This window comes from Sphingopyxis sp. EU05-FHT14B03, from assembly GCF_058790875.1.
On the sequence record NZ_JBYTDC010000006.1, the window covers coordinates 1 to 18,824 of the forward strand.

The following is an 18,824-nucleotide window of genomic DNA, read 5'->3' on the forward strand; positions in this document are numbered from 1 at the left end:
CTCCCGCTGCGGTGAAGGCCCTTTGAATCAATACATACAAGCAATTTCAAGAGGCTGATTGGGTTTTAACCCTAGTAACGCTGACCGCCGATATCGTCGCTGCGCATGTCAGCAACAACAGCGTGGCGATATCGGACATTCCGCTCGTTATTCGGTCGGTGCATGAAGCCCTTGCCGGTCTTGGCGCGTCCGAGGCTCCGGAAGTCAAACAGGAGCCCGCCGTCTCGATTCGAGCGTCGGTGAAACCCGATTACATCGTGTGTCTGGAAGACGGCAAGAAACTCAAGATGCTCCGCCGCCATCTGATGACGGCCTATAACATGACCCCCGACGAGTATCGCGCGAAGTGGAACCTCCCCAAGGACTATCCGATGGTCGCGCCCAACTATGCCGAAACGCGTCGCACCCTGGCCAAGGCTATCGGCCTCGGAACCAAAGGTCGGGGCGGCGGCCGCAAGCCGGCCCCGCGCGGCCGTGCCAAGGCAAAATAACTCGGCGCCTCTTCCCATATAGATCGGCCGCGCCGATCACTCGGGCTCCGGGCAAAGTCTTTGATGCCATTAGCCACTTGGATGACCGCCCGTTGGTCGGTGGACGGCGGGCCTATTCGAGCGGCATCGCGACCGCGCCGCTCCGGGACCGCGGGCTGCCGCTCGCTCTGACGCCTTGCAAGGCGGGCGCCTCTCCATTCTTCATACTGCCGACCGACCGTAGGCGCGCCTCATTAGGGGCCCGCCTGCGGCGAACTCGAGCCATGCCCAAGACTCAAACCCCCAGAACCCAAGCCCCAAGTCTCGGCAGTTGATCCGCTGATGGTCGGGTTTGCTGGCGGGCGTTGCTGTAGGGCGGCTGCCCTCTATCGCGGGCACCGCCGCTCTATCTCCGCGGCGCTACGCGCCGCTCCGACCGAGCTCCGGCTTCGCCGGATCTCGGCCCTGCCGGGTAACGATCGGCTGCCGTAAGGAACATGCGCGGGAGCCGGGCGGGGCAAGGTCGGTCGGCCGCGCCCGCGGGATGGCCGGGGATTGGCCTCGCACGCATCGGCCGAGACTTCGAGATCGACCGCGAGCTGACGGAGCGCCCGCGCGGCTCCAAGCCGCTCGAGCCCGTCGCCATGTGTTGCGGAACTTCCGCGATCCGCGCGAGAACGCGCAAGTCGCGCAACCGTCCTCATCGTCTCGGCATCCATGCGCCCTGCATAGCGCATTTGCGTGCCTGAAGCGAGCGGGTGCGTGAGGGCGCGAGGGCGGGAGCGACCGCGGGCTGCGGCGCGGGACCGCGGCGCCGGGACAGAGAGGAGAGGGGGACCTTGGCGGGTGTCGCTTCGGGATTGGCCGGAGCGATGAACGTCAAAGGAAAGTCCCATGAATATCGGTGAGTTCAGCAATAACAACGGCCGTCTGATGGGGTCGATCGCGACCCGCACCATCGATCTGCCGCGTCTCGGTCTTCGTCCGGTCGAGAGCGATCACGAGCGGGCCCCGGCCTATGAGATCGTCGCGCTCAACGTCGGCAATCGCTGGGTCCAGCTCGGTGCTCTCTGGGAAGCCGTCGCCAAAAATACCACCGGCGAAGTCTTCCTTCAGGGCTCGATCGACGACCCGAGCCTCCCCGAGCCGCTCCCGATCGCGCTCTTCGGGTCGGAGCGGGATGGCTACCGCGTCGCGTGGCGGCGCCCGCAGCGCCGCGATGACTTTGGTCCCGCGATCCGCTCGTCGCGCCGCGACTATGGCGACGGTGAGCAGGGCGGCGGCTTCGGTGACAGCACCGCGGGCACTGACGGCGCACTGATGGACAATGGCCCGGATACCGGTGCCGACGTCGACGATCAGATCCCGTTCTGACGGGCACGCCTGACAGGCCGGGGGCTTCGGCTCCCGGCCCATTTTTTTCATCCAGCTTGGGAGGCCGTCATGGCCCAGATTCGTCTCATCGAATGCGGCGCCGTCATCGCCGCTGTCTTCGACATCGTTGCCGGAACCACGCTCGAACCGCTCGCGCCCGTCCTCGCATGGGAGGTCGTCAACGGGCTGCGCCCGCTGGAGGGCATCGCCGCCAGTCCGGCGCAGCGGAAGCCTGCGGGCGCAACGCTCCACTGATCCCCGTGCGGCCGGGCGGCGCAGCCGCTCCGGCCGCTTTTCATTTTTGCTGACCGGAGGTCCATCATGACCAACGCCAACCCCGCGTCCGTCGACCGCTTCGCCGACCTGAAACAGCTTTACGCCGAGGCCATCGCCACCCCTGAATTTCAGGCCGCCTTCGGCGACCCGATCCCGCTCTCGATCGTCTCCGCTGGCGACGAGCCGACCGACCTCGACATGCCCGAGCCTTTCGCCGCGCAGGCCGAATGCGGCGGCGTGATCGCCGCCATCTTCGACCTCTTCACCGACACCCGCCTCGAAGCGTTCGCCCCGGATATCGCATGGGGCTTCGTGAATTCGTTCCATTTCACGGCTGGAAAGCTTGCGCGCCGCGAAGATTCAATCGCGCAGGAACTCGGTGATCTCGCGCGCATGCCCGATCTCAGCGAAGTCTATGCAACGAGCCTCGAGGAAAAGCAGCTCCTCTGCCGCTCGCTCGCCGAGCAGCGCGACGCCATCGAATGCATGCGCGACTATGCCGCCGAAATGTATCGCGCGCTCACCGGCTGGCCATGGTCGCCGGCGAAGGGAAGCCGGGCGTCGTCCGTCTCGATGGCGAGCCAGATCGCGGCGCAGGATTTTCTGCGCGAGCGGGCGCTCGCCGCGCGCGAACGGCATCTACCGCAGGGCCCGATCGTTGTCTTCTCGGGTCCGGCCATCTGGTCCGACTGGGAACCGCTCTGGGCGCGGCTCGACCAGATCAAGGCCCGCGTGCCGCATATGACGCTGGTGACGACCGGCCAGCGCAAGGGCGCCGACGCGATCGCGGCGGCATGGGCGGCGCGTCCGGAGAACAGCGTGCCGCTCGTCGCCTATGGCCTTTATGGTTCGGGACGGAAAACCGCCTTCAACCGCAACCGCAAGCTCGCCGAGTTGAAGCCCGTCGAGGCTTTGCTCTGCGAGGGGTCGGGGCTTCAGGCAAATCTTTATCAGCTCCTTCGCAAGGCCGGGGTGCCGATTCATGCTTTCAAGAAGCCGGACGGTGTTGCGCGCCCGGCGGCACAGCGGGGCCCCGGCCTCCGCCTGACGGCGTGACGGCGATGGCGATTCCCGACGCTTATCGGCGGAACTTCGCGACGCTCCGCCGCGCGGCGGAAAATGGCGACCTCGCCCTCATGGAATGCACCGACGCCGCGTCGGGAGAGCCCCGCTATGTCATCTGCGCGGTGGGGCGCGAGGGTTCCAGCCATGTCATGACCCCGTTCGGACATTTGCATGACGGAAACCCGTTCGAGGCCTATGTGCCGCCGACCGGAGAAACCTTTGATCCGGATTAAGGAAATGAGCGGCCGCCTCCTTTGCGAGGCGGCCGCTCTTCTTGTTCATTCGGTCAGCAGCGCCAGCCGCCGCAGCGCTGCGGCGAGTGCCGCGCGATGTGCGGTGACCTCCAGCGCCTGGGGCATGCCGGTCGCGTGGAGCGAGACTTTGGAGCCGGCTTTCGCCGGCTCGATCGTGAAGGTCAGCCTCATCATGCCAGCATAGGCGGGGTCGGTGTTGGTATAATGGATTTCCTCGACGATGCGCTCATCGGGCACGAACTCGGCGAACTCGCCGGTGATGATCTCGATAGCGGCCGCGGGGCCATCGGTCTCCGTTCGGTCCGAATAGAGAAGGTTAAGACAGAAGCGGCCGCCCGGCTGCGGCTCGAGCACCGAATAGGTGCCTGTCGCGCCATCCGGCACGCGCCAGCCCTTCAGCGTCTCGGCGTCGAAATAGGTGCGGAACAGTTGCCGCGGCGTCGCGAGAATGACCCGCGACGCGCTGTCCACGCGCTCATTCTTTTCGCACCCGTTCAAGATCGTTCAACCTCCAGAATCTGCGCCAACCGCTACGGCCGGACGTCCCCGCTTTATCCTCGCTGCGGCCTGATCCGTTTCAAGGAATAGAGCACATGGGACCGTGCTTTGCGGCAACCATTTGCGAATCGGGGGCATCGAGCCCCCGCTTCGCAAGCCTCTTCTTCTCTCTCAACTCTTTTTAGTGTGGCACGGGGGCAGCGTCGGCCTCAAGAACGACGGGGCCCCACCATTTTCCTTGGCGGGGCGAGCGCCGCACATCCAGTCGGGCGACGGGTGGCCGCCAAAGAAAATCGTGACCCCCATCGCCGCTTCGCGGTCGGGCTGCGCCCGATCCTTGACCCCGTCGCTCAGAGCCCGTGCAGGGAAAGAGACCTCTTTTTCAAGGAGGTTCTCATGACGAAGCTTACACAATCCTTCCGCACCGCAGACGAAATCGCCGACCTTATCGCCGAGGAAACTGTGTCGCCCGCCTTCGAAAACGCCTTCACCGAAACCATAGGCGGGTTCCGGATGGGCTATGCCGACGAGCCCACCGACGCCGACATGCCGCTTCCGCGCGCGGCGGAACTTGCCACCGAAATGGCGGTCCGCACCTTCTTCGACCTGTTCCGAGACACCCGCCTTGAAGGGATCGCGGACCGCATCGCGTGGGGCATCGTCCATAGCTTCCACAAGGTCGCGGACCAGCTCGATGCTGAAGCCGACAAGGCCGCGCTGAAGGTCAAGGATCTGATCCGCGACGCCGACGGCAGCGAGATCCTGACCGCTGAGTTGGAGGAGGCGCAGACCTTCTGCCACTCCCTCGACGAAGCGCGCGACGCGGTGGCCTGCATGCGCGACTATGCCGCCCAGACCTTCGCCGCCGAAACCGGGCGTCCATGGTCGGCGCCGCGGGGCTCGCTGGTATCGAGCAAGCGCACCGCTGCGGTGGTGGCCGCGACCGACTTCCTCGCCGCGCGGCGCCAGCGCGGGATCGATGCCCACGCCCCGCAAGGGCCGGTGGTCATATTCTCCGGCGGGCAGCAATGGGAAGATCACGCGCTCCTCACCGAGCGGCTCGATCAGATCAAGGCGCGTATCCCGGCGATGGTGCTGGCGACGACGGCGCAGTCCAAGGGGTGCGACGCGATCGCCGCCGCATGGGCGGCACGGACCGGAACACCACTCGTCGCCTTCACCCTCAACAGCAAGTTCGGACAACGCGCAGGATTTCTGCGTAACGAGCAACTGCTCGGACTGAACCCGGTAGAAGCGCTGGTCTGCGAAGGCTCGGGGCTTCAGTCCCATCTCGCTCGGCTGGTGCGCGCGAAGGGTGTGCCCGCGCATTTCTTCCGCTTCATCGACCAGCGTATCGCCGCCTGATCGGGTGGTGCAATGGGACGGTCCGGATTGCCGGGCCGTCCCTTTTTCTTTTCGTCAGGGGAAAGGTCGTCCGCACTCAGGGACCCCTGGCGGGGCCCGTCGCGCGACCGATGCGATGGCGATGCCATCGGCCTCCTGCGCGCGGCTTCGCCGTGCTCGTCGCAGGGGCATCCCTTCGGGATGGCTTTATTTGTGGGGCCGTATCGGCAGGGACTTGAGTGCTCCCACCGCCGCTGCGCCGCCACACCAGATAGCGAGGTCGACAAGCTCCCGAAATTCCCGCTCGGTCAATTCCTCGACGGCCAGCTCGCCGATGATCGACGCATAGCGGCCGCGCACGGCGCGGCGGGCAATCTCGACCTCCTCCGCAACCTTGCGCTGACGCGCTTCGAGGTCGGCGAGGCGTTCGCGTTCACTCTTCTTGGGCATAACCATCATCCTTCAAATGGTCTGCCCGCCGGCTTCCAATTCTACCCGAGGGAGTGCGCCATGATCAAACGGCAATTATCATGGCCGGCGTGCCGCCGGCAGGTGAAGAAATCCCCCCGGACGGGGGGAACCCCCGCGCCTTCCGGCACGAGGTGTCGCAGCGACACGTCGCTGCGTTGGGCGGACGCACGCCGTTGGCGTTTGTAATGCACCCTACGCACGGGTTCTGCGGGGCCAAACCTCCCTGCAAATCAATAGCCTAACCCTAAAGTCGAACGCTGGCGCAGGCGGCGTCATTTGGCCGCCGTGGCAGCCAGATGCGGCGGCACTTGGCTGCCATCCGCGCCAATGCCCTGATAATCCTTGGCATCTTTGGGCAGCCGTGGCTGCCGCGCTAAGCTATTGGAAAAACGGCAGGTCTCGGCTATAACAGTGGGGCTACGTGTCCTCACTTGCCGAAGCTCCAGACCAGGAGCTTGCCATGGCAAGACTGACTATTCGTCTTCCCGACGAACTATACGACCGCCTCGCGGCCGATGCCGATGCGGCGGGCGTCCCCACCGCGGCCTTCGTTCGCGATGCCCTCGAACAGCTGAACGGCGCCGACCCCTTCGGCTTCCATGCCCGATTCGACGAACTCCACTCGACCGTCATCCAGGTGCTTGCGATCCTTGCGTCCGACGTCGGCGCGCGCGCGCCCAAATCTCTCGCCAAGGGGATGGAGGATACCCGCCGTCTTCTCCTCGACCGGGGGCTGATCGGCGCGGGCGACCTGCCAGCTCTGGGGGAAGGGGCGTCGTCATGAGCATCTTCCGCAACGACACACTCGGCAGCTGGACGCGGGGCGGCCAAGCCATCGTCCACAATGTGCGGATGACCACCCAGGTCTTCTTCCAGACGACCCTCGCCGGGCTTAGCATCTGGGTCATCGGCGCGATCTGGTACGCCTTCGAAAAGTCCGATGCCTACCAGCGCTTCGTCCTCACCAAGCTCGTTGAGGCAACCTTCAAGGCCGATGCGGCGCCGGGAACCAACGACCCGGTCCTGTTCCGTACGCCGGAGGGCCGCGAATATTGGACCTCGGCCGACTGGCTGGTCGACTCCGCGATCGCGAAACAGGCGCTCGAAAAACTCGAGAGCGACCTCATCAGCGGGGCGATCCTGTCCGGGGTGTTTGCGCTCGCCGCGCTCGTCTTCGCCTGGTTCTATTTCACCCGGACGGGGAAGGGGCTCGGCTCCAACGAGTACCTGCGCGGGGCGCATTTCGGTACCGTTCGGCAGGTCCGCCGGGCGCTGCGCAGGGAGACGAAAGGAAGCTTCTCGATCGGCGGCATCAACGTCCCCCATGCCTTCGAGACCGAGCATGTCCTGATCTGCGGTGCACCCGGAACGGGGAAGACCAACATGATCGTCAAGATGCTCGAAGGCATCCGCGCCAAGGGCAAGCGCGCGATCGTCTATGATACCGCCGGCACCTTCGTCGAAAAATTCTACCGCGAGGGGAAGGACATCCTGCTCAACCCCCTCGACGAGCGTTCGGCCGTCTGGTCGCCCTGGGTCGATGTCCCGCACGATTATCATTACGACCAGATCGCGGAATCGACGATCCCCGACAAGCATGGCGATCCCTTCTGGCCGAAGGCCGCGCGCGGTACTCTGGTCGCCGTTCTGCGCAAGCTCGCAGCGCAGGGACGGACCTATGTATCGATCCTCCTCCACACCATCGTCCGCTCTCCGCTGAAGGATCTGTCCGCCTTCGCCGCGGGCACCGATGCGGCGGCATTCATCTCGATGGAAGGCGAACGGACGTCGGCGGGCGTCCAGGCTGAGCTCGCGTCGGTCATGCGCAGCTTCGCCTATCTTGACGATACCGACGACGGGCTTTCGATCCGCGACTGGGTCGCGACCGAGGGGGACGACAGCTGGCTCTTCGTTACCGTGAAGGCCGACCAGCTTCCTTCGCTCCGTCCCCTGATCACCGTGTGGCTCGATATCGCGATCAGCGCGATCATGAGCCTGAAACCCGATCAGCAGCGCCGTCTCTATTGCGTGATCGACGAGCTTCCCTCGCTCCAGAAACTGCCGTCGCTCTCTGACTTTCTCGCTCGCGCCCGCAAATATGGCGGCTGCGGCATCCTCGGCTTCCAGTCCTACCCGCAGCTCGAGGCGACCTATGGCATCCAGGATGCCGCGGCGATCACCGGCTATTGCTCCACCTGGGTCGCGCTCCGCGCCAACGATACCCCCACCGCCAAGCATGTCAGCGAGAATCTCGGGCAAGTCGAGCAGGTCGAGGCGAACGAGGGGATGAGCTATGGCGTCAACGACATGCGTGACGGGGTCAACCTCTCGCGCATCCAGGTGACAAGACCTCTTGTGATGCACACGGAGGTCACCAACCTGCCGAACCTGTCGGGCTATCTGCGCTTCGGTCGCGACCTGCCCGTCGTTCGGTTCGCGGATAAATATAATGACGTGCCATCCATCGTTGAGGCCTTCGCCGAGCGCAGCCGTCCGCCTCGACATATAGCACCACCACCGTCGTTGCCGTCGTCATCCGGTACGTCCGAAGAGGCATCAAGATCGGCGAAACCGGAGAAGAATGACGCGCCAGCGCGCAAGCGGACTGGCAGACGCGGACCGGACGTCAATGCGCCCGCGTTGAAGCTCGATCACCCGGCGGGCGCATCCGGAAAATCGCGTGACAACAAGAACGGGGAGGTCTCAGCCGCACCTGTCACGCCTACCGATGGTTCGCCCGACCGTCCCGCGACGCCTCTCGAAATTATCGCTCCGCACTGGGACCGCACCCTGCGACAGCATGGGCGTCCGGGTGGTCGTCGCCGTCCGGCGAGACCGGCATGATCCATCCGCGGCGCCTCGGAGGCAAGCCCGGCAATATCGCCCGCTATTATACGATCGGCGATTATTACACCAAGGGCGGGAACGAACCCTCGGAGTGGGGCGGGAAAATTGCGGCCGGGCTCGGGCTTTCGGGCCCGATCGACCGCAGGGCGTTCGAGGCGTTGCTCGCCGGCAAGGTCGAGGAGCAGCAACTCGGGCGCATCCGCCACGGCGAGGTTCAGCATCATCCGGGGTGGGATTTTGCGGTCAACGCCCCGAAATCGGTATCGATCATGGCGCTGGTGACGGGCGATGAACGGATCGTCGCCGCGCATGAGCGGGCAGTCGGCACCGCCATCGGCTGGATCGAAGAGCATGCCGAGCTTCGCCGACGTATGGACGGCAATATTCGGCATGAAACGACAGGCCAGCTGCTCTATGCGCGCTTCACTGAACATGCCTCGCGCGAACTCGACCCGCATCTCCATACCCACGTCGTGATCCTCAACATGACTCGGCATGCCGGCGACGAGCAGATGGCGAGCCTCGAAACCCGCGCCATGTTCGCCGAGCAGATGACTGCGGGACAAATCTATCGCAACGAACTCGCCCACGACCTGCGCGAACTTGGCTACGAGATCGAGTTCGACCCGCGAAGGGGACTGTTCGAAATCCGCGATGTTCCAAATGATCTTATATACGCGATGTCGCGCCGCGCTGAGCAGATCGATGCGCATGCGAAGGAGCATGGTCTCCAGGGGCAGGCCGAACGATCGATTTCCTTCTTCGCGACCCGGCCCCCCAAGCAGAAAGTTGATCTCGATACGCTCCATGCCCAGTGGGCAGAGAGATCGAAGGCACACATTCCCGCGCTCGAAGCTGTCCGCGCCGCCGCCGATGCGCGTGGGGAGAAGCATCTGGACGCCGATCCCGCGACCGCGCGCCGCGCAGCGCTGTTCGGACTTCGCCAATCGGAGACGCGCGAAGCGGTCAACAATCTCGGCCGGCTCATTCGAACTGGGCTCGCTTCGCATGTCGGCGACGTCCGCCTCCGCGACGTCCGGCCTCTGTTTGAGGAACATGAAGCGCGGCTCAAGCTGCTGAAGACGAGGGAGCTGACCGGCGACCAGATTCTCACGCGCGGCAGGACCTCGCGCCGCGCCGCGCGGCTAGAGATCGCGCTATCGACGCATATTTCGCTGAGCCTTGGCGATGGGGTTCCGCTGGCATTGCCGGAACAGGTCGACACGTCGCTGCGCGGTAGCATTCTCAACGATGACCAGCGAAAGGTGCTCGCCGAGATCGCGCTGTCCAGTGACCGCGTCATGGGTGTTCATGGCGTCGCCGGCTCGGGCAAATCCACGCTCATCAAGGAATTGAAGGCCGCGGCCGATGCCGGTTGGACCTTCATCGGTCTGGCACCGACCTCATCTGCGACCGCGAAGCTGGGCCAGGACGCTGCCATCGACTCTCGTACTGTCGCCGCGCTGCTGGGCGGCGGCGGGCATGATATCACCGATCGTCATGTCCTGGTCGTCGACGAGGCGGGCCAGCTCGGGAGCCGGCAAGCGCAGCGGATCTTGCAGATCAGCCACGACACCGGCGCGCGCGTGCTTCTTCTTGGCGACAACAAGCAGACGGGGGCGATCGAGCAGGGCAAACCCTTCTGGCTGATGCAGAAGCTCGGCCTTCCGACGGCTGAGCTCACCGAGGCGGTCCGGCAGCAAACCCGCGCGATGAAGACCGCGGTCGCGACCGCGCGCAGCGGGGATTATGCCGCGTCGCTGCAATCGCTCGACAAGATCATCAGCGGGGAGGGAGCCGACAAGCTCGCGGCCAACCTCGTCGCGGAATGGACGCGGCTCAAGCCCGAGAACCGTGACAAGACCAATATCCTCGTTCTCGACAACGCGACCAGGCTGATCGTGAATACCCAGATCCGAGAGGTGCTGAAACGGGAAGGCGCTATCGCCGCCGAAGATGCGCGGATCGATATTCTCGCTCCGTCGGGCATGACCGACCAGGAGAAGCATTTTGCCCGCTTTTACTCGGGCGGCCAGGTAGTGATGTTCGCGCGCGACAACGCGGGACTCGGGATCGCCGCCGGGGCAGAGTATCGCGTCAGTGGCCTCGCGCGGGATGCGCGCGGCCGCCAGATCGTGCGTCTTGTGGACGAAAAGGGCCGGACCATCCTCTGGAATCCCCGTCTTGGCCGCGCGTCGCAGGTCAATGTGTTCATCGGGGACAAGCGAGATATTGCCGCGGGCGATCGCATTCAGTGGCGGCTGGCGACGAAGGAACTCGACCTAAAAAATGCCGAGCGCGGGACGATCGAGTGTCTCGACGGGACCGTCGCGACCATTCGCTGGGACCGGAGCGCCGAGCCGCAGAAGATCGATCTCGCCGTTCATCGGACTTGGGACCATGGCTATGCCGAGACGGTCTATTCGGCGCAGTCGAAGACCTATGACCGAGTCTATGTCCTTGCCCCGGTCGGATCGGGCCTCGTCAATGGCCAGAATTACTACACCGCCATCACGCGCGCTCGCTATGGCGTGAAACTCTGGACCGAAGATCTCGAGCGCCTTGTGCAAAAGCTCGAGCGGTATTCCGGCGAAAAGACGTCCTCGCTCGAAGGCCTCGGGCGGCTCTGGCGAGACAGCCATCGCATCCGCGGCGCCCGGCTCGCTGAAAGTCTCGACTGGGCGCGAAAGCAGATGCTGAGCACGCGTGCGGATCGCGCCGAGCGAAGGGCCGAGCGGGAGCGGGAATGGAACGAGATTCTGCGCCCGCCATCGCTTGCAGAAATGCTCGCGGGCCGCGCGAGAGACGGCATGTCGAAGCTCGATGCCTATCTGAACGGCATTCTCGCCGGCTCGACGAAGGACCAGCGCGCGCATGCACCGACCGCTCCCGAGCCCGCCGAACAACCGCATTCCCGACAGCAAGGACATGATCGATGAACATATTCCGATTTCCACGGACAGCCGAAGCCGTCAGGTCGCATATCAGGGGCCGCGTTCCGCAAAGTTTGCGGTTCGGCGCGGCGGCGGCCATCTTCACCTTGGCGTTCGGCCTCTCGCTGCCGGCGATGGCTCGCGCGCCAGTCGCGACGGCCAATGCTGAGATCGCGCGCTGCATTCGCAGCGCAGCCCATGGCAAGCCGTGGCTCGAACGTACGCTTTGGGGTTTGCGCGATCAGGAAGGCGGCTGGATCGGCGCCGCTGTCGTCAACAGCAATGGCACTCATGATCTCGGGCCGCTGCAAATCAACAGTTGGTGGGTACCCAAAATTGCGGCGCTTGTCCGGCGATCCGAAACCCATGTCCGGCATTGGCTCCAGAACGATGCCTGTTTCAATGCCGAGGCGGCGCGCTGGATTTTTCTCTCGGGTCTGGCGGTCACGGGTGACTATTGGAAAGCGATCGGCGTTTATCATAGTCCTACCGCTTGGCGGCAGGCGCGCTATGCGACGAGCGTCGCAGCGCATCTCCAAAAGAGATATGGGAAGGCGATATTCTGATCACAGCCGAAGCTCCGCACGGGGCCGCGCCGGACATCATGAAAACCATGGCCCGCATAAGGGGTCGGCAAGGCGGCGCTGGGCGGCCTTGACCAGGCGCTGCACCCGCGACCGGTAAGGTGAGCTTTCTTTGCGCCACCGCTCCGACGCGACAGCGGAACCGAAGAAGGCCTGAGCGATCTCGTGCTGGGTCGCTCCCGTGGCGATCGCGTCCGCTGTTCTCAGTTCCAATATCCATCGCGGCGCCCGGGTCTCGCGCGGCTTAAGGGACGTAGGCAGTTCGCCGTCGGTAGCCAGTGCGACGAGCTGCTGCAGCGCGGAGATTTTCGGCCCCGTGTCCGCTAGACCTCCGATCTGATAATCCAGAAACAGTGGGCCGCCGAGCAGCGTCCCGTCATGGAGATCGAGCCTGATCACCCAATGTCCGTCGGATAGCAGCCAGTGTTCGGCGTTGGTTTCGTCGACGGCGACTGACACGAATTCGGCAAAGTTCCGGATATCGAGCAGGTTGGCGCTCGATGCCGATTGATCGTCCGCCGCGGTGCTGCGGAGAACCCTCGGATCAAGCGCCGGCGTCCATATTGGTCGAGCATATGGCGTCGCAAGATCCGGGTCCTCTAGTTTCATCAGTCCAAAGTCAGAGGGGACAATCTCACCAACTTCCCGATCCCGCCATGCCGCGCGATAGGGCGCGCTGCGCCGGAGCCATTCCCATGCGAAACTGCGCCGATCGGCAAACAGCAACACGGCATATTCGCTGGCCAGCAGCCAATCCGGCACTTGAGGTGCCGGTCCGGGATCGCCGCCCAGCCCGTTCACTCTGACAGTTCGTGATCTTGCTTTAGCGACCCCATGCAAAATGGATAGGCACGCCCGTCCGCGTTGTCAGCCGAATGCGTTCTGAAACAAACGGTGCAAGGCAGCGAAGCGCGCGCACGGCGAACTATCTATGCGCGGCGCGGCGTCCGACACCCCCTTTCCTGCTATGGCGCGCTTCGATTTTTCGGTTCAATTGGAAGGCCTTTCTTCGCCAGGGAGGCAGCCCATGCTTAAGGTGGTCGACCGGTTCAATCGAACGCGTGAGCACGTTGCGCTCCGTTCCATGTTTGAGGCGCGCAAACGCTTCTTTGTCGATGAGTTGGGGTGGGATTTGCCTGTCTTGGCCGGTCTCTACGAAGTCGATCAGTTCGATGATGGGCACGCAACCTACCTCATCGTTGTCGATCAAGACGATCGGCATCTAGCCTCAGCGCGCCTGCTCCACACGATCAGGCCGTCCCCGATCGAGTCCGCTTGTCCGCCCTTTGTCGAAGGGATTGTTCCGAAGGGGCGCGATGTTTGGGAGATTACCCGAATATGTTCGTTGTTCCCTGAGGGTAGCGACCGAGTTTGGGAAGTTCATGATATGCTGCTTAACGGACTGGCGAAGTTCGCCGTCGAAGCCGGCGTTCGAACTTACACGATCATCGCGGACCCCGAACACTCATCATGGTTTGCCAGTGTCGGCTGGAAGTGCAAGCGACTGGGCCCGGCACAGTATCAGGGTGGGCAGGTATTTACGGCGCTCGGGATCGAGATTGATCCCGCGATCCGCGCGAACTTTATGGCCGGCGGTATCGCCGGCGGGTCTCGCCTCTTCCAGCCCGAAACGCGCGCGGCGGCCCATGTGGCGCGCATTTCGTCAGCCAATCATCGACATCATGGAGCGGCGTTCAGGAGGACGCTGAGTCGAAAAATAACCGATTCCGGTTACAGTTCTCCTTGAAAGACCAGATAGATTTATCACTATATTGTCGCGCTTTTTTCAAAAGCGCGTGACCGGGTTCCGGTGCGAATGTTCAGGCTTTGGCTAAAGGCTCCGGTGCGCGATCCCAACGCGCGTTTCCAATAGCTCGGTCACATTTTTTCTTGTCGATCCTGTTCCGATTATAATCCGATTATAATTGGATTATAAAATGGATCGTCCCCTTCATCGAGCTTAGCTTTTGAATGCGACTCAATTTCGGTCGCAATCGATGGAAAGGACGAACCATGGACAAGCATGAAAACGGCATCGTCGACCTGGGCGATGCGCGCATCGAAACCCGCGGGTCGGGAGGCAACGGCGACATCGACCTCCAGACGTTCCAGCGCTACGTCGCGGGCGGCATCGAGACCGACGACTGATGCAAAGGGCGTGCGGCGCCCCGAGTGCCGCACGCCAGCGCAGTTCTCCCACGATGATGAGCCGCCCTCGCACGGACCTTCGGTACAGCATTATTGGCGCGGACGTCGTCTGCCTTGATCTCACGACCAGTCGCTATTTTCTCCTTCAAGGCGCAGCTGCCGAAGCCTTCAAAGCGGCGACTTTGGGCACGGCGACCTGCGGGCAATTGCGCTGGCTCGTCGAAAACAATCTCGTTGAAGCTGGCCCACCTGTTCCTGCACCGCGGCTCGCTCCACGGCCCGAGACGAGCGCTTTTGATAATTGTCTCGGGTCGGCGTCTCCATGGACATTAGTAGAGGCGCTGGCGGAACAGTGGCGCGCGCGCAGGAGTCTTGCGCGGCAATCGCTCGGAGCGATCCTGAAACCGAGCTCGCTGTCCCGCGGTGATCTCGATAGGTGCCAATCAACGGCGGCAGCATTTGTGCGGGCTTGGCGCTATCGCAATGCGACGGACCAATGCCTCGTGCGCAGCATTGCAATGCGCGCGATGTTGGCGCGCCGCGGTCTGGGATCTGACCTAGTCATAGGTGTCATGCTGCCATTTTCGGCACATTGCTGGATTCAGGTGGGTGCGGCGGTGCTGAGCGACCCGCTCGATCTGGTGGTGAATTACCAACCTTTGCTGACGGTGCGATGAGGCTCGCCTTCCGCCTTGAAATCGCAACATCAGGATGGGCCGGCCAGGAAGTCGCGGCTGACGAGGCGGATTGCGCGTACATCTCTGCGGCCGCGCGCCTTACGAGCCTCGCTCCCACTATCGAACTCGGCGAAGGTGGCTGTCTCGTCGGTCTTCTTTTCCGGCGCCAAATACCGGCAGTTCGCATCACCAACCTTGAGAATGCGGAGCGAAAGCGCATCATCGAAACAGATGGGCGCGCGTTGCTGTCTGACTATTGGGGTGCCTATATTGCAGTCCTCAGCCGGCCGGACGGCTCAGTCACTGTTCTGCGCGATCCATCGGGCATGATGACATGCTACATGAGGCGCAATGCCGACCACGTGACCTTGGCGAGCGAGCTGACCACCCTCGCAGTTCCGGGTCGCACCGCAATCGATTATGGGCCGCTCGCTCGCATGTTCGCCGGGATCGACCTGCTCGGACGCTGTACCGGCATCGTAGGCGTCGAGGAACTGCTTCCGGGAGAGCGTCTTGTCGTGAGCGCCGCCGGGCCCCATGTCGAGCAAGGCTGGTCGCCGTGGGATTATGTCCAATCGGGGAAGGGGTTCAGCTTCGACAATGCAGCACAAGCTCTTCGCGAAACGCTAAAGGACAGCATCGGAGCTTGGTCGACTTGCTTCGACCATATTCTAGTTGGCGCCTCGGGAGGCCTCGACAGTTCAATCGTCGCGGCCGCACTCGGCCCGCGCTCGCCAGCCATGCGCTGCCTCACGATGGTTGAGCCCGGCACGACGGGAGATGAGAGGCGATACGCCGAGGCGCTGGTCACGAAGCTCGGCACACGCCTCGATGCCCCGCTATACGACCTGAGTGCTGTTGACGTCTGCCGACCGGTCCTCCCTCATCTTCCTTTGCCCTTTGCAGCACACTATTTTCACGCGGTCTCCGCCGAGCATTCACGGATCAATGCCGCGTGGCCCGTCGATGCGTATTTCTCTGGCAACGGGGGAGACAATGTATTCTGCAGCCTGCGCAGCGCGGCGCCGCTCGCAGACGTGGTTCTCACGCGAGGCGTTGGGCCCAGCGCTTTTCGCACTGCGCTGGACCTCGCCGATCTTACCGGGGCCGGCTTGGCCGAAGTCATCCGAAAAGGCTGGGATCGAATAAACCGGCGAAAGGCTGGCCACCGGATTCAATATGACCTCACTGGCCTCGGCCCTGTCGGCCGAGCCGCGGCGCTATCCGGCGGTGATCAACATCCATGGCTTTGCGCGCCTCGACGCACACTGCCTGGAAAAGCAGCGCATATTGCGCTGCTCGCCCGCGCCCAAAAGAGCATCGAGCTTTATCCTCGATCCACAGCGGCCCCCCAAATTACTCCGTTGCTGTCGCAACCAATCGTCGAACTCTGCCTGTCGATTCCAACTTGGCAATGGGTACGCGGTGGCCGTGATCGTGCCGTCGCGCGCGCTGCGGTCGCCGATCTTCTCCCGGCCCTCATTGCCCAACGGAGGACAAAGGGAGGGCCGACGGGCTTCCTTCGGCGAGTCTTCAATGCGCGGGCGGACGACGCCATCCGGATGTTGGTCGACGGCAGACTGATCGCCGCAGGCGTATTGGACCCAGAGTGGCTACGGCGCGTCCGATCCGAAAGCTGGAGAGACGATGGCCGGGACATACGTCTCCTAGCTTTCGCCGCGGCCGAAGCTTGGGTGCGCTGGTGGGAAGAAGGCAGTACGCTGCCGGCCTAGTTCTTGAGTGGCAGTGGCGTGCCACAGTGCCGCGGCGCCTCATCGCGCATCTTGTCCCACACCGTATAGCGATCGGCATAGGGCGAGTTCGGGTCCCGCTCGCCGAGGAGCCAATAGTCGAACCAGGCGATATTCTCCTGCATCGCCCCGAGACGGTTCGAAGGTATATGGAAGATATGTGTTTCATCCGACGCGGCGTCGTCGCCAGGATAGAGGCTTAGCTCCGCGGGGACGCCGGCCTTCCGAAGCGCCGTGTGAAAATCGATCGATGGAACAAGCGGGGCGGCAACTTGTTGCAGCACCGCTCCGCAAACCTTGTCGGCTCGAAGCGACGGCGACAGCCGGCGATAATGCATAAGAGCCACCGGATCAGTCGGGGGACCTCCGAAAACGGCGTCATAAGAACCAGAGACATCGGGGTAGAAGGCCGGTTCGAGATAGCCGCCGTCACCGCTCGACGCTGCGCGAAACAGAGACGAGTTGGTGATGGTGACATTGACCATCTGCGAGCCTCGACTGTACCCCGCGATCCCGACCCGCGCTTGATCGATGACGCCAGTACCGACAAGCTCCATGACCGCGTCTTCATAGCTCGCCACTCCGTTGAGCCAAATCAACTGGCGCATGGTCTCCGGGGCGACCGCCTTCGTTTCGTTCCGCCAGGCGAGGCGGGCGGCCCACACCTCGGCATTTTCACGCGCGCTCGGCTCGTTGATGAGCAAAACGACATAGCCCCGCTCCGCGAATAATTGGGCAGGATATTCCCACTGGTTCTCGCGATTGGCGAACCGCTCGTCTGCATCGGTTCCGTGCGTGATAACTATAGCGGGATAGCGCTGGCCCGCCACATAGCGGCGCGGCCAGATGATGTAGCCCGTCGCCTTATTACCATGGCGGTTAGTCCAGGTACGCGGTTCGACCCGTAGCGAGCTGAGCCGCTCATGCCGCGGCGATACTGATGCAACTGGTCTGATCCGCCCAGACACGACGTCGATCTCAGCGATCGCCGGAGGCTGCGTCTGGCTCTGCGCGATGCAAGCGCCTTTGCTCAGCGATATTGTGAAGTCGCAGTCGTTGAGACTGAACGCGCCGCCGATCGTTCGAAGTCGGCCCGGTTCCAGCACAATAAGACCGAAGCGAGGGTTGTCGAGCATACGGACACCCACGATCGATCGCTTGCCGTCCGCCGAACGGACCCCGCTCGCAGCCCGGCCATCGAGAGCAAAGGGTAAATGACCATAGCTGTGCCGCGCGCCTCCCGTCATGGCTTCGACAAGCTCGCGGCGGTCTCCATAGCCCTCCGATGAGAGTTGCCCACCTAGCGGGCCAATTGCTTGCGCGCTTTCCGCCAGAGTATCGAGGACCCGGGCCGTCTTGGCCGCGAAGGACCATGCCATCGTGACCACACGTGATCGACCTTCGGGATCGACATCGGTCACATTAAAGAGGACGGCATCAGACGTCCACCGGACGAAATTGCGCTCGAAAAATGTAGTGATATCATTGTTAGGCCGCGTGGCGATAAGCGTGTCTCGCCCCTCGGATCGCAAATAGATTGAAGCGGTGGCAGTCCCCGGCGCGCGCCGCCGCGCACGCTCGATGACGACATCCTCACCATGACGTACCCCGGTCGCTTGCGGTGCCGCATCGAGCACGACATAGAATAGCCGCTTTCCATCGGGCGACCAGTCATGCGCTCTCACGCCGGTAGCGAGCGGCGCATGCCCGTATCCCGGATAGACCGCGCCTTCCGTGTCCCCGAAAATCGCCGTTGCGGGATGAACAATCAGGGGTGTAATCGAGTCGTCCATTTCAATGCGATAGAGCTGCACGCCATCACCCTTGTCGATGCGGGCGCTCCAGGCATCCTCGCCCGGGATACGGTGGAGCTGGTCGATCCATTGTGCGCGCAGGATGTCGCGCGTCGCTCCGCTTTCGAGTTCGACGCGGCGTAGCACGGCCACCATGCGACGGCTCGCCACGTCGGCAACGCGCACAACATAGAATGCGCTATGGCCGTCGGCGGAAATGGAAAGTCCACCGACTTCGGGAATGCTAAGCTGATCCTCCAATGTCCAATGGCGGGCTTGCTGCGTTGCGGCGGGGGTCGCGACTGTCAGCGCGGCCGTCACGGCGGCACTAATCGGCTT

The 18,824-nt window shown here is 63.4% G+C and carries 18 protein-coding genes; 14 read left to right on the forward strand and 4 right to left on the reverse strand.

All coding sequences use genetic code 11. The features are described 5' to 3' along the window. Positions 1-26: 26 nt before the first annotated feature. The 5 genes from AC3WS4_RS24100 (at position 27) to AC3WS4_RS24120 (ending at position 3,418) form a co-directional block, all read left to right on the forward strand. A complete protein-coding gene (locus AC3WS4_RS24100; RefSeq protein ID WP_039575583.1) occupies positions 27-491 on the forward strand; it encodes a Ros/MucR family transcriptional regulator in 465 nt (154 codons plus the stop codon). Positions 492-1,364: 873 nt separating this feature from the next. Beyond that, positions 1,365-1,844: a DUF736 domain-containing protein gene (locus tag AC3WS4_RS24105; RefSeq protein WP_039575580.1), complete on the forward strand. Its 480-nt coding sequence runs from the start codon at positions 1,365-1,367 to the stop codon at positions 1,842-1,844. 69 nt (positions 1,845-1,913) lie between these two features. Then, a complete protein-coding gene (locus AC3WS4_RS24110; RefSeq protein WP_039575578.1) occupies positions 1,914-2,099 on the forward strand; it encodes a hypothetical protein in 186 nt (61 codons plus the stop codon). 66 nt (positions 2,100-2,165) lie between these two features. After that, positions 2,166-3,176, forward strand: a complete 1,011-nt coding sequence (locus tag AC3WS4_RS24115; RefSeq protein WP_039575576.1) for an SLOG family protein — start codon at positions 2,166-2,168, stop codon at positions 3,174-3,176. A 5-nt stretch (positions 3,177-3,181) separates the two neighbouring features. Continuing rightward, the gene (locus AC3WS4_RS24120) at positions 3,182-3,418 is read left to right on the forward strand and encodes a DUF6117 family protein (protein ID WP_039575574.1); all 237 of its coding nucleotides are present in this window, start codon (positions 3,182-3,184) and stop codon (positions 3,416-3,418) included. A 45-nt stretch (positions 3,419-3,463) separates the two neighbouring features. Here the strand turns inward: AC3WS4_RS24120 and AC3WS4_RS24125 are convergent, their stop codons facing one another. Next, positions 3,464-3,910 carry an SRPBCC domain-containing protein gene (locus AC3WS4_RS24125; protein ID WP_160292417.1) on the reverse strand — a complete coding sequence of 149 codons (447 nt, stop codon included), beginning with the start codon at positions 3,908-3,910 and terminating at the stop codon, positions 3,464-3,466. 423 nt (positions 3,911-4,333) lie between these two features. Here AC3WS4_RS24125 and AC3WS4_RS24130 point away from each other — a divergent pair, with 423 nt between their 5' ends. Further along, the gene (locus AC3WS4_RS24130; RefSeq protein ID WP_039581070.1) at positions 4,334-5,302 is read left to right on the forward strand and encodes a DUF2493 domain-containing protein; all 969 of its coding nucleotides are present in this window, start codon (positions 4,334-4,336) and stop codon (positions 5,300-5,302) included. Between the two features lie 186 nt (positions 5,303-5,488). On the opposite strand, the gene AC3WS4_RS24135 is transcribed toward AC3WS4_RS24130, so the two are convergent. Then, positions 5,489-5,731 carry a hypothetical protein gene (locus AC3WS4_RS24135; RefSeq protein WP_039575569.1) on the reverse strand — a complete coding sequence of 81 codons (243 nt, stop codon included), beginning with the start codon at positions 5,729-5,731 and terminating at the stop codon, positions 5,489-5,491. Positions 5,732-6,212: 481 nt separating this feature from the next. Between AC3WS4_RS24135 and AC3WS4_RS24140 the strand changes: the two genes are divergently transcribed. The 4 genes from AC3WS4_RS24140 (at position 6,213) to AC3WS4_RS24155 (ending at position 12,098) form a co-directional block, all read left to right on the forward strand. Continuing rightward, positions 6,213-6,536 (forward strand): ribbon-helix-helix protein, CopG family, encoded by a 324-nt coding sequence (locus tag AC3WS4_RS24140; protein WP_039575565.1) that lies wholly within the window; start codon positions 6,213-6,215, stop codon positions 6,534-6,536. After that, positions 6,533-8,596 carry a type IV secretion system DNA-binding domain-containing protein gene (locus AC3WS4_RS24145; protein WP_081997364.1) on the forward strand — a complete coding sequence of 688 codons (2,064 nt, stop codon included), beginning with the start codon at positions 6,533-6,535 and terminating at the stop codon, positions 8,594-8,596. The genes AC3WS4_RS24140 and AC3WS4_RS24145 overlap by 4 nt, the downstream gene beginning before the upstream one ends. Then, on the forward strand, positions 8,593-11,538 hold the full coding sequence (gene mobF / locus AC3WS4_RS24150; protein ID WP_039575562.1) for a MobF family relaxase: 2,946 nt from the start codon (positions 8,593-8,595) through the stop codon (positions 11,536-11,538). The genes AC3WS4_RS24145 and mobF overlap by 4 nt, the downstream gene beginning before the upstream one ends. Before the next feature lie 101 nt (positions 11,539-11,639). Beyond that, complete coding sequence (locus AC3WS4_RS24155; RefSeq protein ID WP_492743038.1) at positions 11,640-12,098, forward strand: lytic transglycosylase domain-containing protein; 459 nt, start codon at positions 11,640-11,642, stop codon at positions 12,096-12,098. Positions 12,099-12,134: 36 nt separating this feature from the next. Here AC3WS4_RS24155 and AC3WS4_RS24160 read toward each other — a convergent pair whose 3' ends face one another. Next, positions 12,135-12,917 (reverse strand): DNA -binding domain-containing protein, encoded by a 783-nt coding sequence (locus tag AC3WS4_RS24160; protein ID WP_148309127.1) that lies wholly within the window; start codon positions 12,915-12,917, stop codon positions 12,135-12,137. 226 nt (positions 12,918-13,143) lie between these two features. Here AC3WS4_RS24160 and AC3WS4_RS24165 point away from each other — a divergent pair, with 226 nt between their 5' ends. The 4 genes from AC3WS4_RS24165 (at position 13,144) to AC3WS4_RS24180 (ending at position 16,674) form a co-directional block, all read left to right on the forward strand. Next, on the forward strand, positions 13,144-13,863 hold the full coding sequence (locus AC3WS4_RS24165) for an acyl-homoserine-lactone synthase (RefSeq protein ID WP_160292416.1): 720 nt from the start codon (positions 13,144-13,146) through the stop codon (positions 13,861-13,863). A 266-nt stretch (positions 13,864-14,129) separates the two neighbouring features. Continuing rightward, a complete protein-coding gene (locus AC3WS4_RS24170; protein ID WP_267127959.1) occupies positions 14,130-14,264 on the forward strand; it encodes a hypothetical protein in 135 nt (44 codons plus the stop codon). A 56-nt stretch (positions 14,265-14,320) separates the two neighbouring features. After that, a complete protein-coding gene (locus AC3WS4_RS24175; protein ID WP_310311248.1) occupies positions 14,321-14,941 on the forward strand; it encodes a lasso peptide biosynthesis B2 protein in 621 nt (206 codons plus the stop codon). Next, entirely contained in the window at positions 14,938-16,674 is a 1,737-nt protein-coding gene (locus AC3WS4_RS24180; RefSeq protein ID WP_039575556.1) for an asparagine synthase-related protein, read from the forward strand. The genes AC3WS4_RS24175 and AC3WS4_RS24180 overlap by 4 nt, the downstream gene beginning before the upstream one ends. Here AC3WS4_RS24180 and AC3WS4_RS24185 read toward each other — a convergent pair. Beyond that, a complete protein-coding gene (locus AC3WS4_RS24185) occupies positions 16,671-18,806 on the reverse strand; it encodes a prolyl oligopeptidase family serine peptidase (RefSeq protein WP_294048535.1) in 2,136 nt (711 codons plus the stop codon). The two genes, AC3WS4_RS24180 and AC3WS4_RS24185, sit on opposite strands and share 4 nt — an antisense overlap. Positions 18,807-18,824 lie beyond the last annotated feature (18 nt).

Coding starts and splice junctions, on each gene's coding strand:
- AC3WS4_RS24105 (WP_039575580.1), top strand. CDS start 1,365: ATGAATATCGGTGAGTTCAGCAATAACAACGGCCGTCTGATGGGGTCG.
- AC3WS4_RS24110 (WP_039575578.1), top strand. CDS start 1,914: ATGGCCCAGATTCGTCTCATCGAATGCGGCGCCGTCATCGCCGCTGTC.
- AC3WS4_RS24115 (WP_039575576.1), top strand. CDS start 2,166: ATGACCAACGCCAACCCCGCGTCCGTCGACCGCTTCGCCGACCTGAAA.
- AC3WS4_RS24120 (WP_039575574.1), top strand. CDS start 3,182: ATGGCGATTCCCGACGCTTATCGGCGGAACTTCGCGACGCTCCGCCGC.
- AC3WS4_RS24130 (WP_039581070.1), top strand. CDS start 4,334: ATGACGAAGCTTACACAATCCTTCCGCACCGCAGACGAAATCGCCGAC.
- AC3WS4_RS24135 (WP_039575569.1), bottom strand. CDS start 5,731: ATGCCCAAGAAGAGTGAACGCGAACGCCTCGCCGACCTCGAAGCGCGT.
- AC3WS4_RS24140 (WP_039575565.1), top strand. CDS start 6,213: ATGGCAAGACTGACTATTCGTCTTCCCGACGAACTATACGACCGCCTC.
- AC3WS4_RS24145 (WP_081997364.1), top strand. CDS start 6,533: ATGAGCATCTTCCGCAACGACACACTCGGCAGCTGGACGCGGGGCGGC.
- mobF (WP_039575562.1), top strand. CDS start 8,593: ATGATCCATCCGCGGCGCCTCGGAGGCAAGCCCGGCAATATCGCCCGC.
- AC3WS4_RS24165 (WP_160292416.1), top strand. CDS start 13,144: ATGCTTAAGGTGGTCGACCGGTTCAATCGAACGCGTGAGCACGTTGCG.
- AC3WS4_RS24170 (WP_267127959.1), top strand. CDS start 14,130: ATGGACAAGCATGAAAACGGCATCGTCGACCTGGGCGATGCGCGCATC.
- AC3WS4_RS24175 (WP_310311248.1), top strand. CDS start 14,321: ATGAGCCGCCCTCGCACGGACCTTCGGTACAGCATTATTGGCGCGGAC.
- AC3WS4_RS24180 (WP_039575556.1), top strand. CDS start 14,938: ATGAGGCTCGCCTTCCGCCTTGAAATCGCAACATCAGGATGGGCCGGC.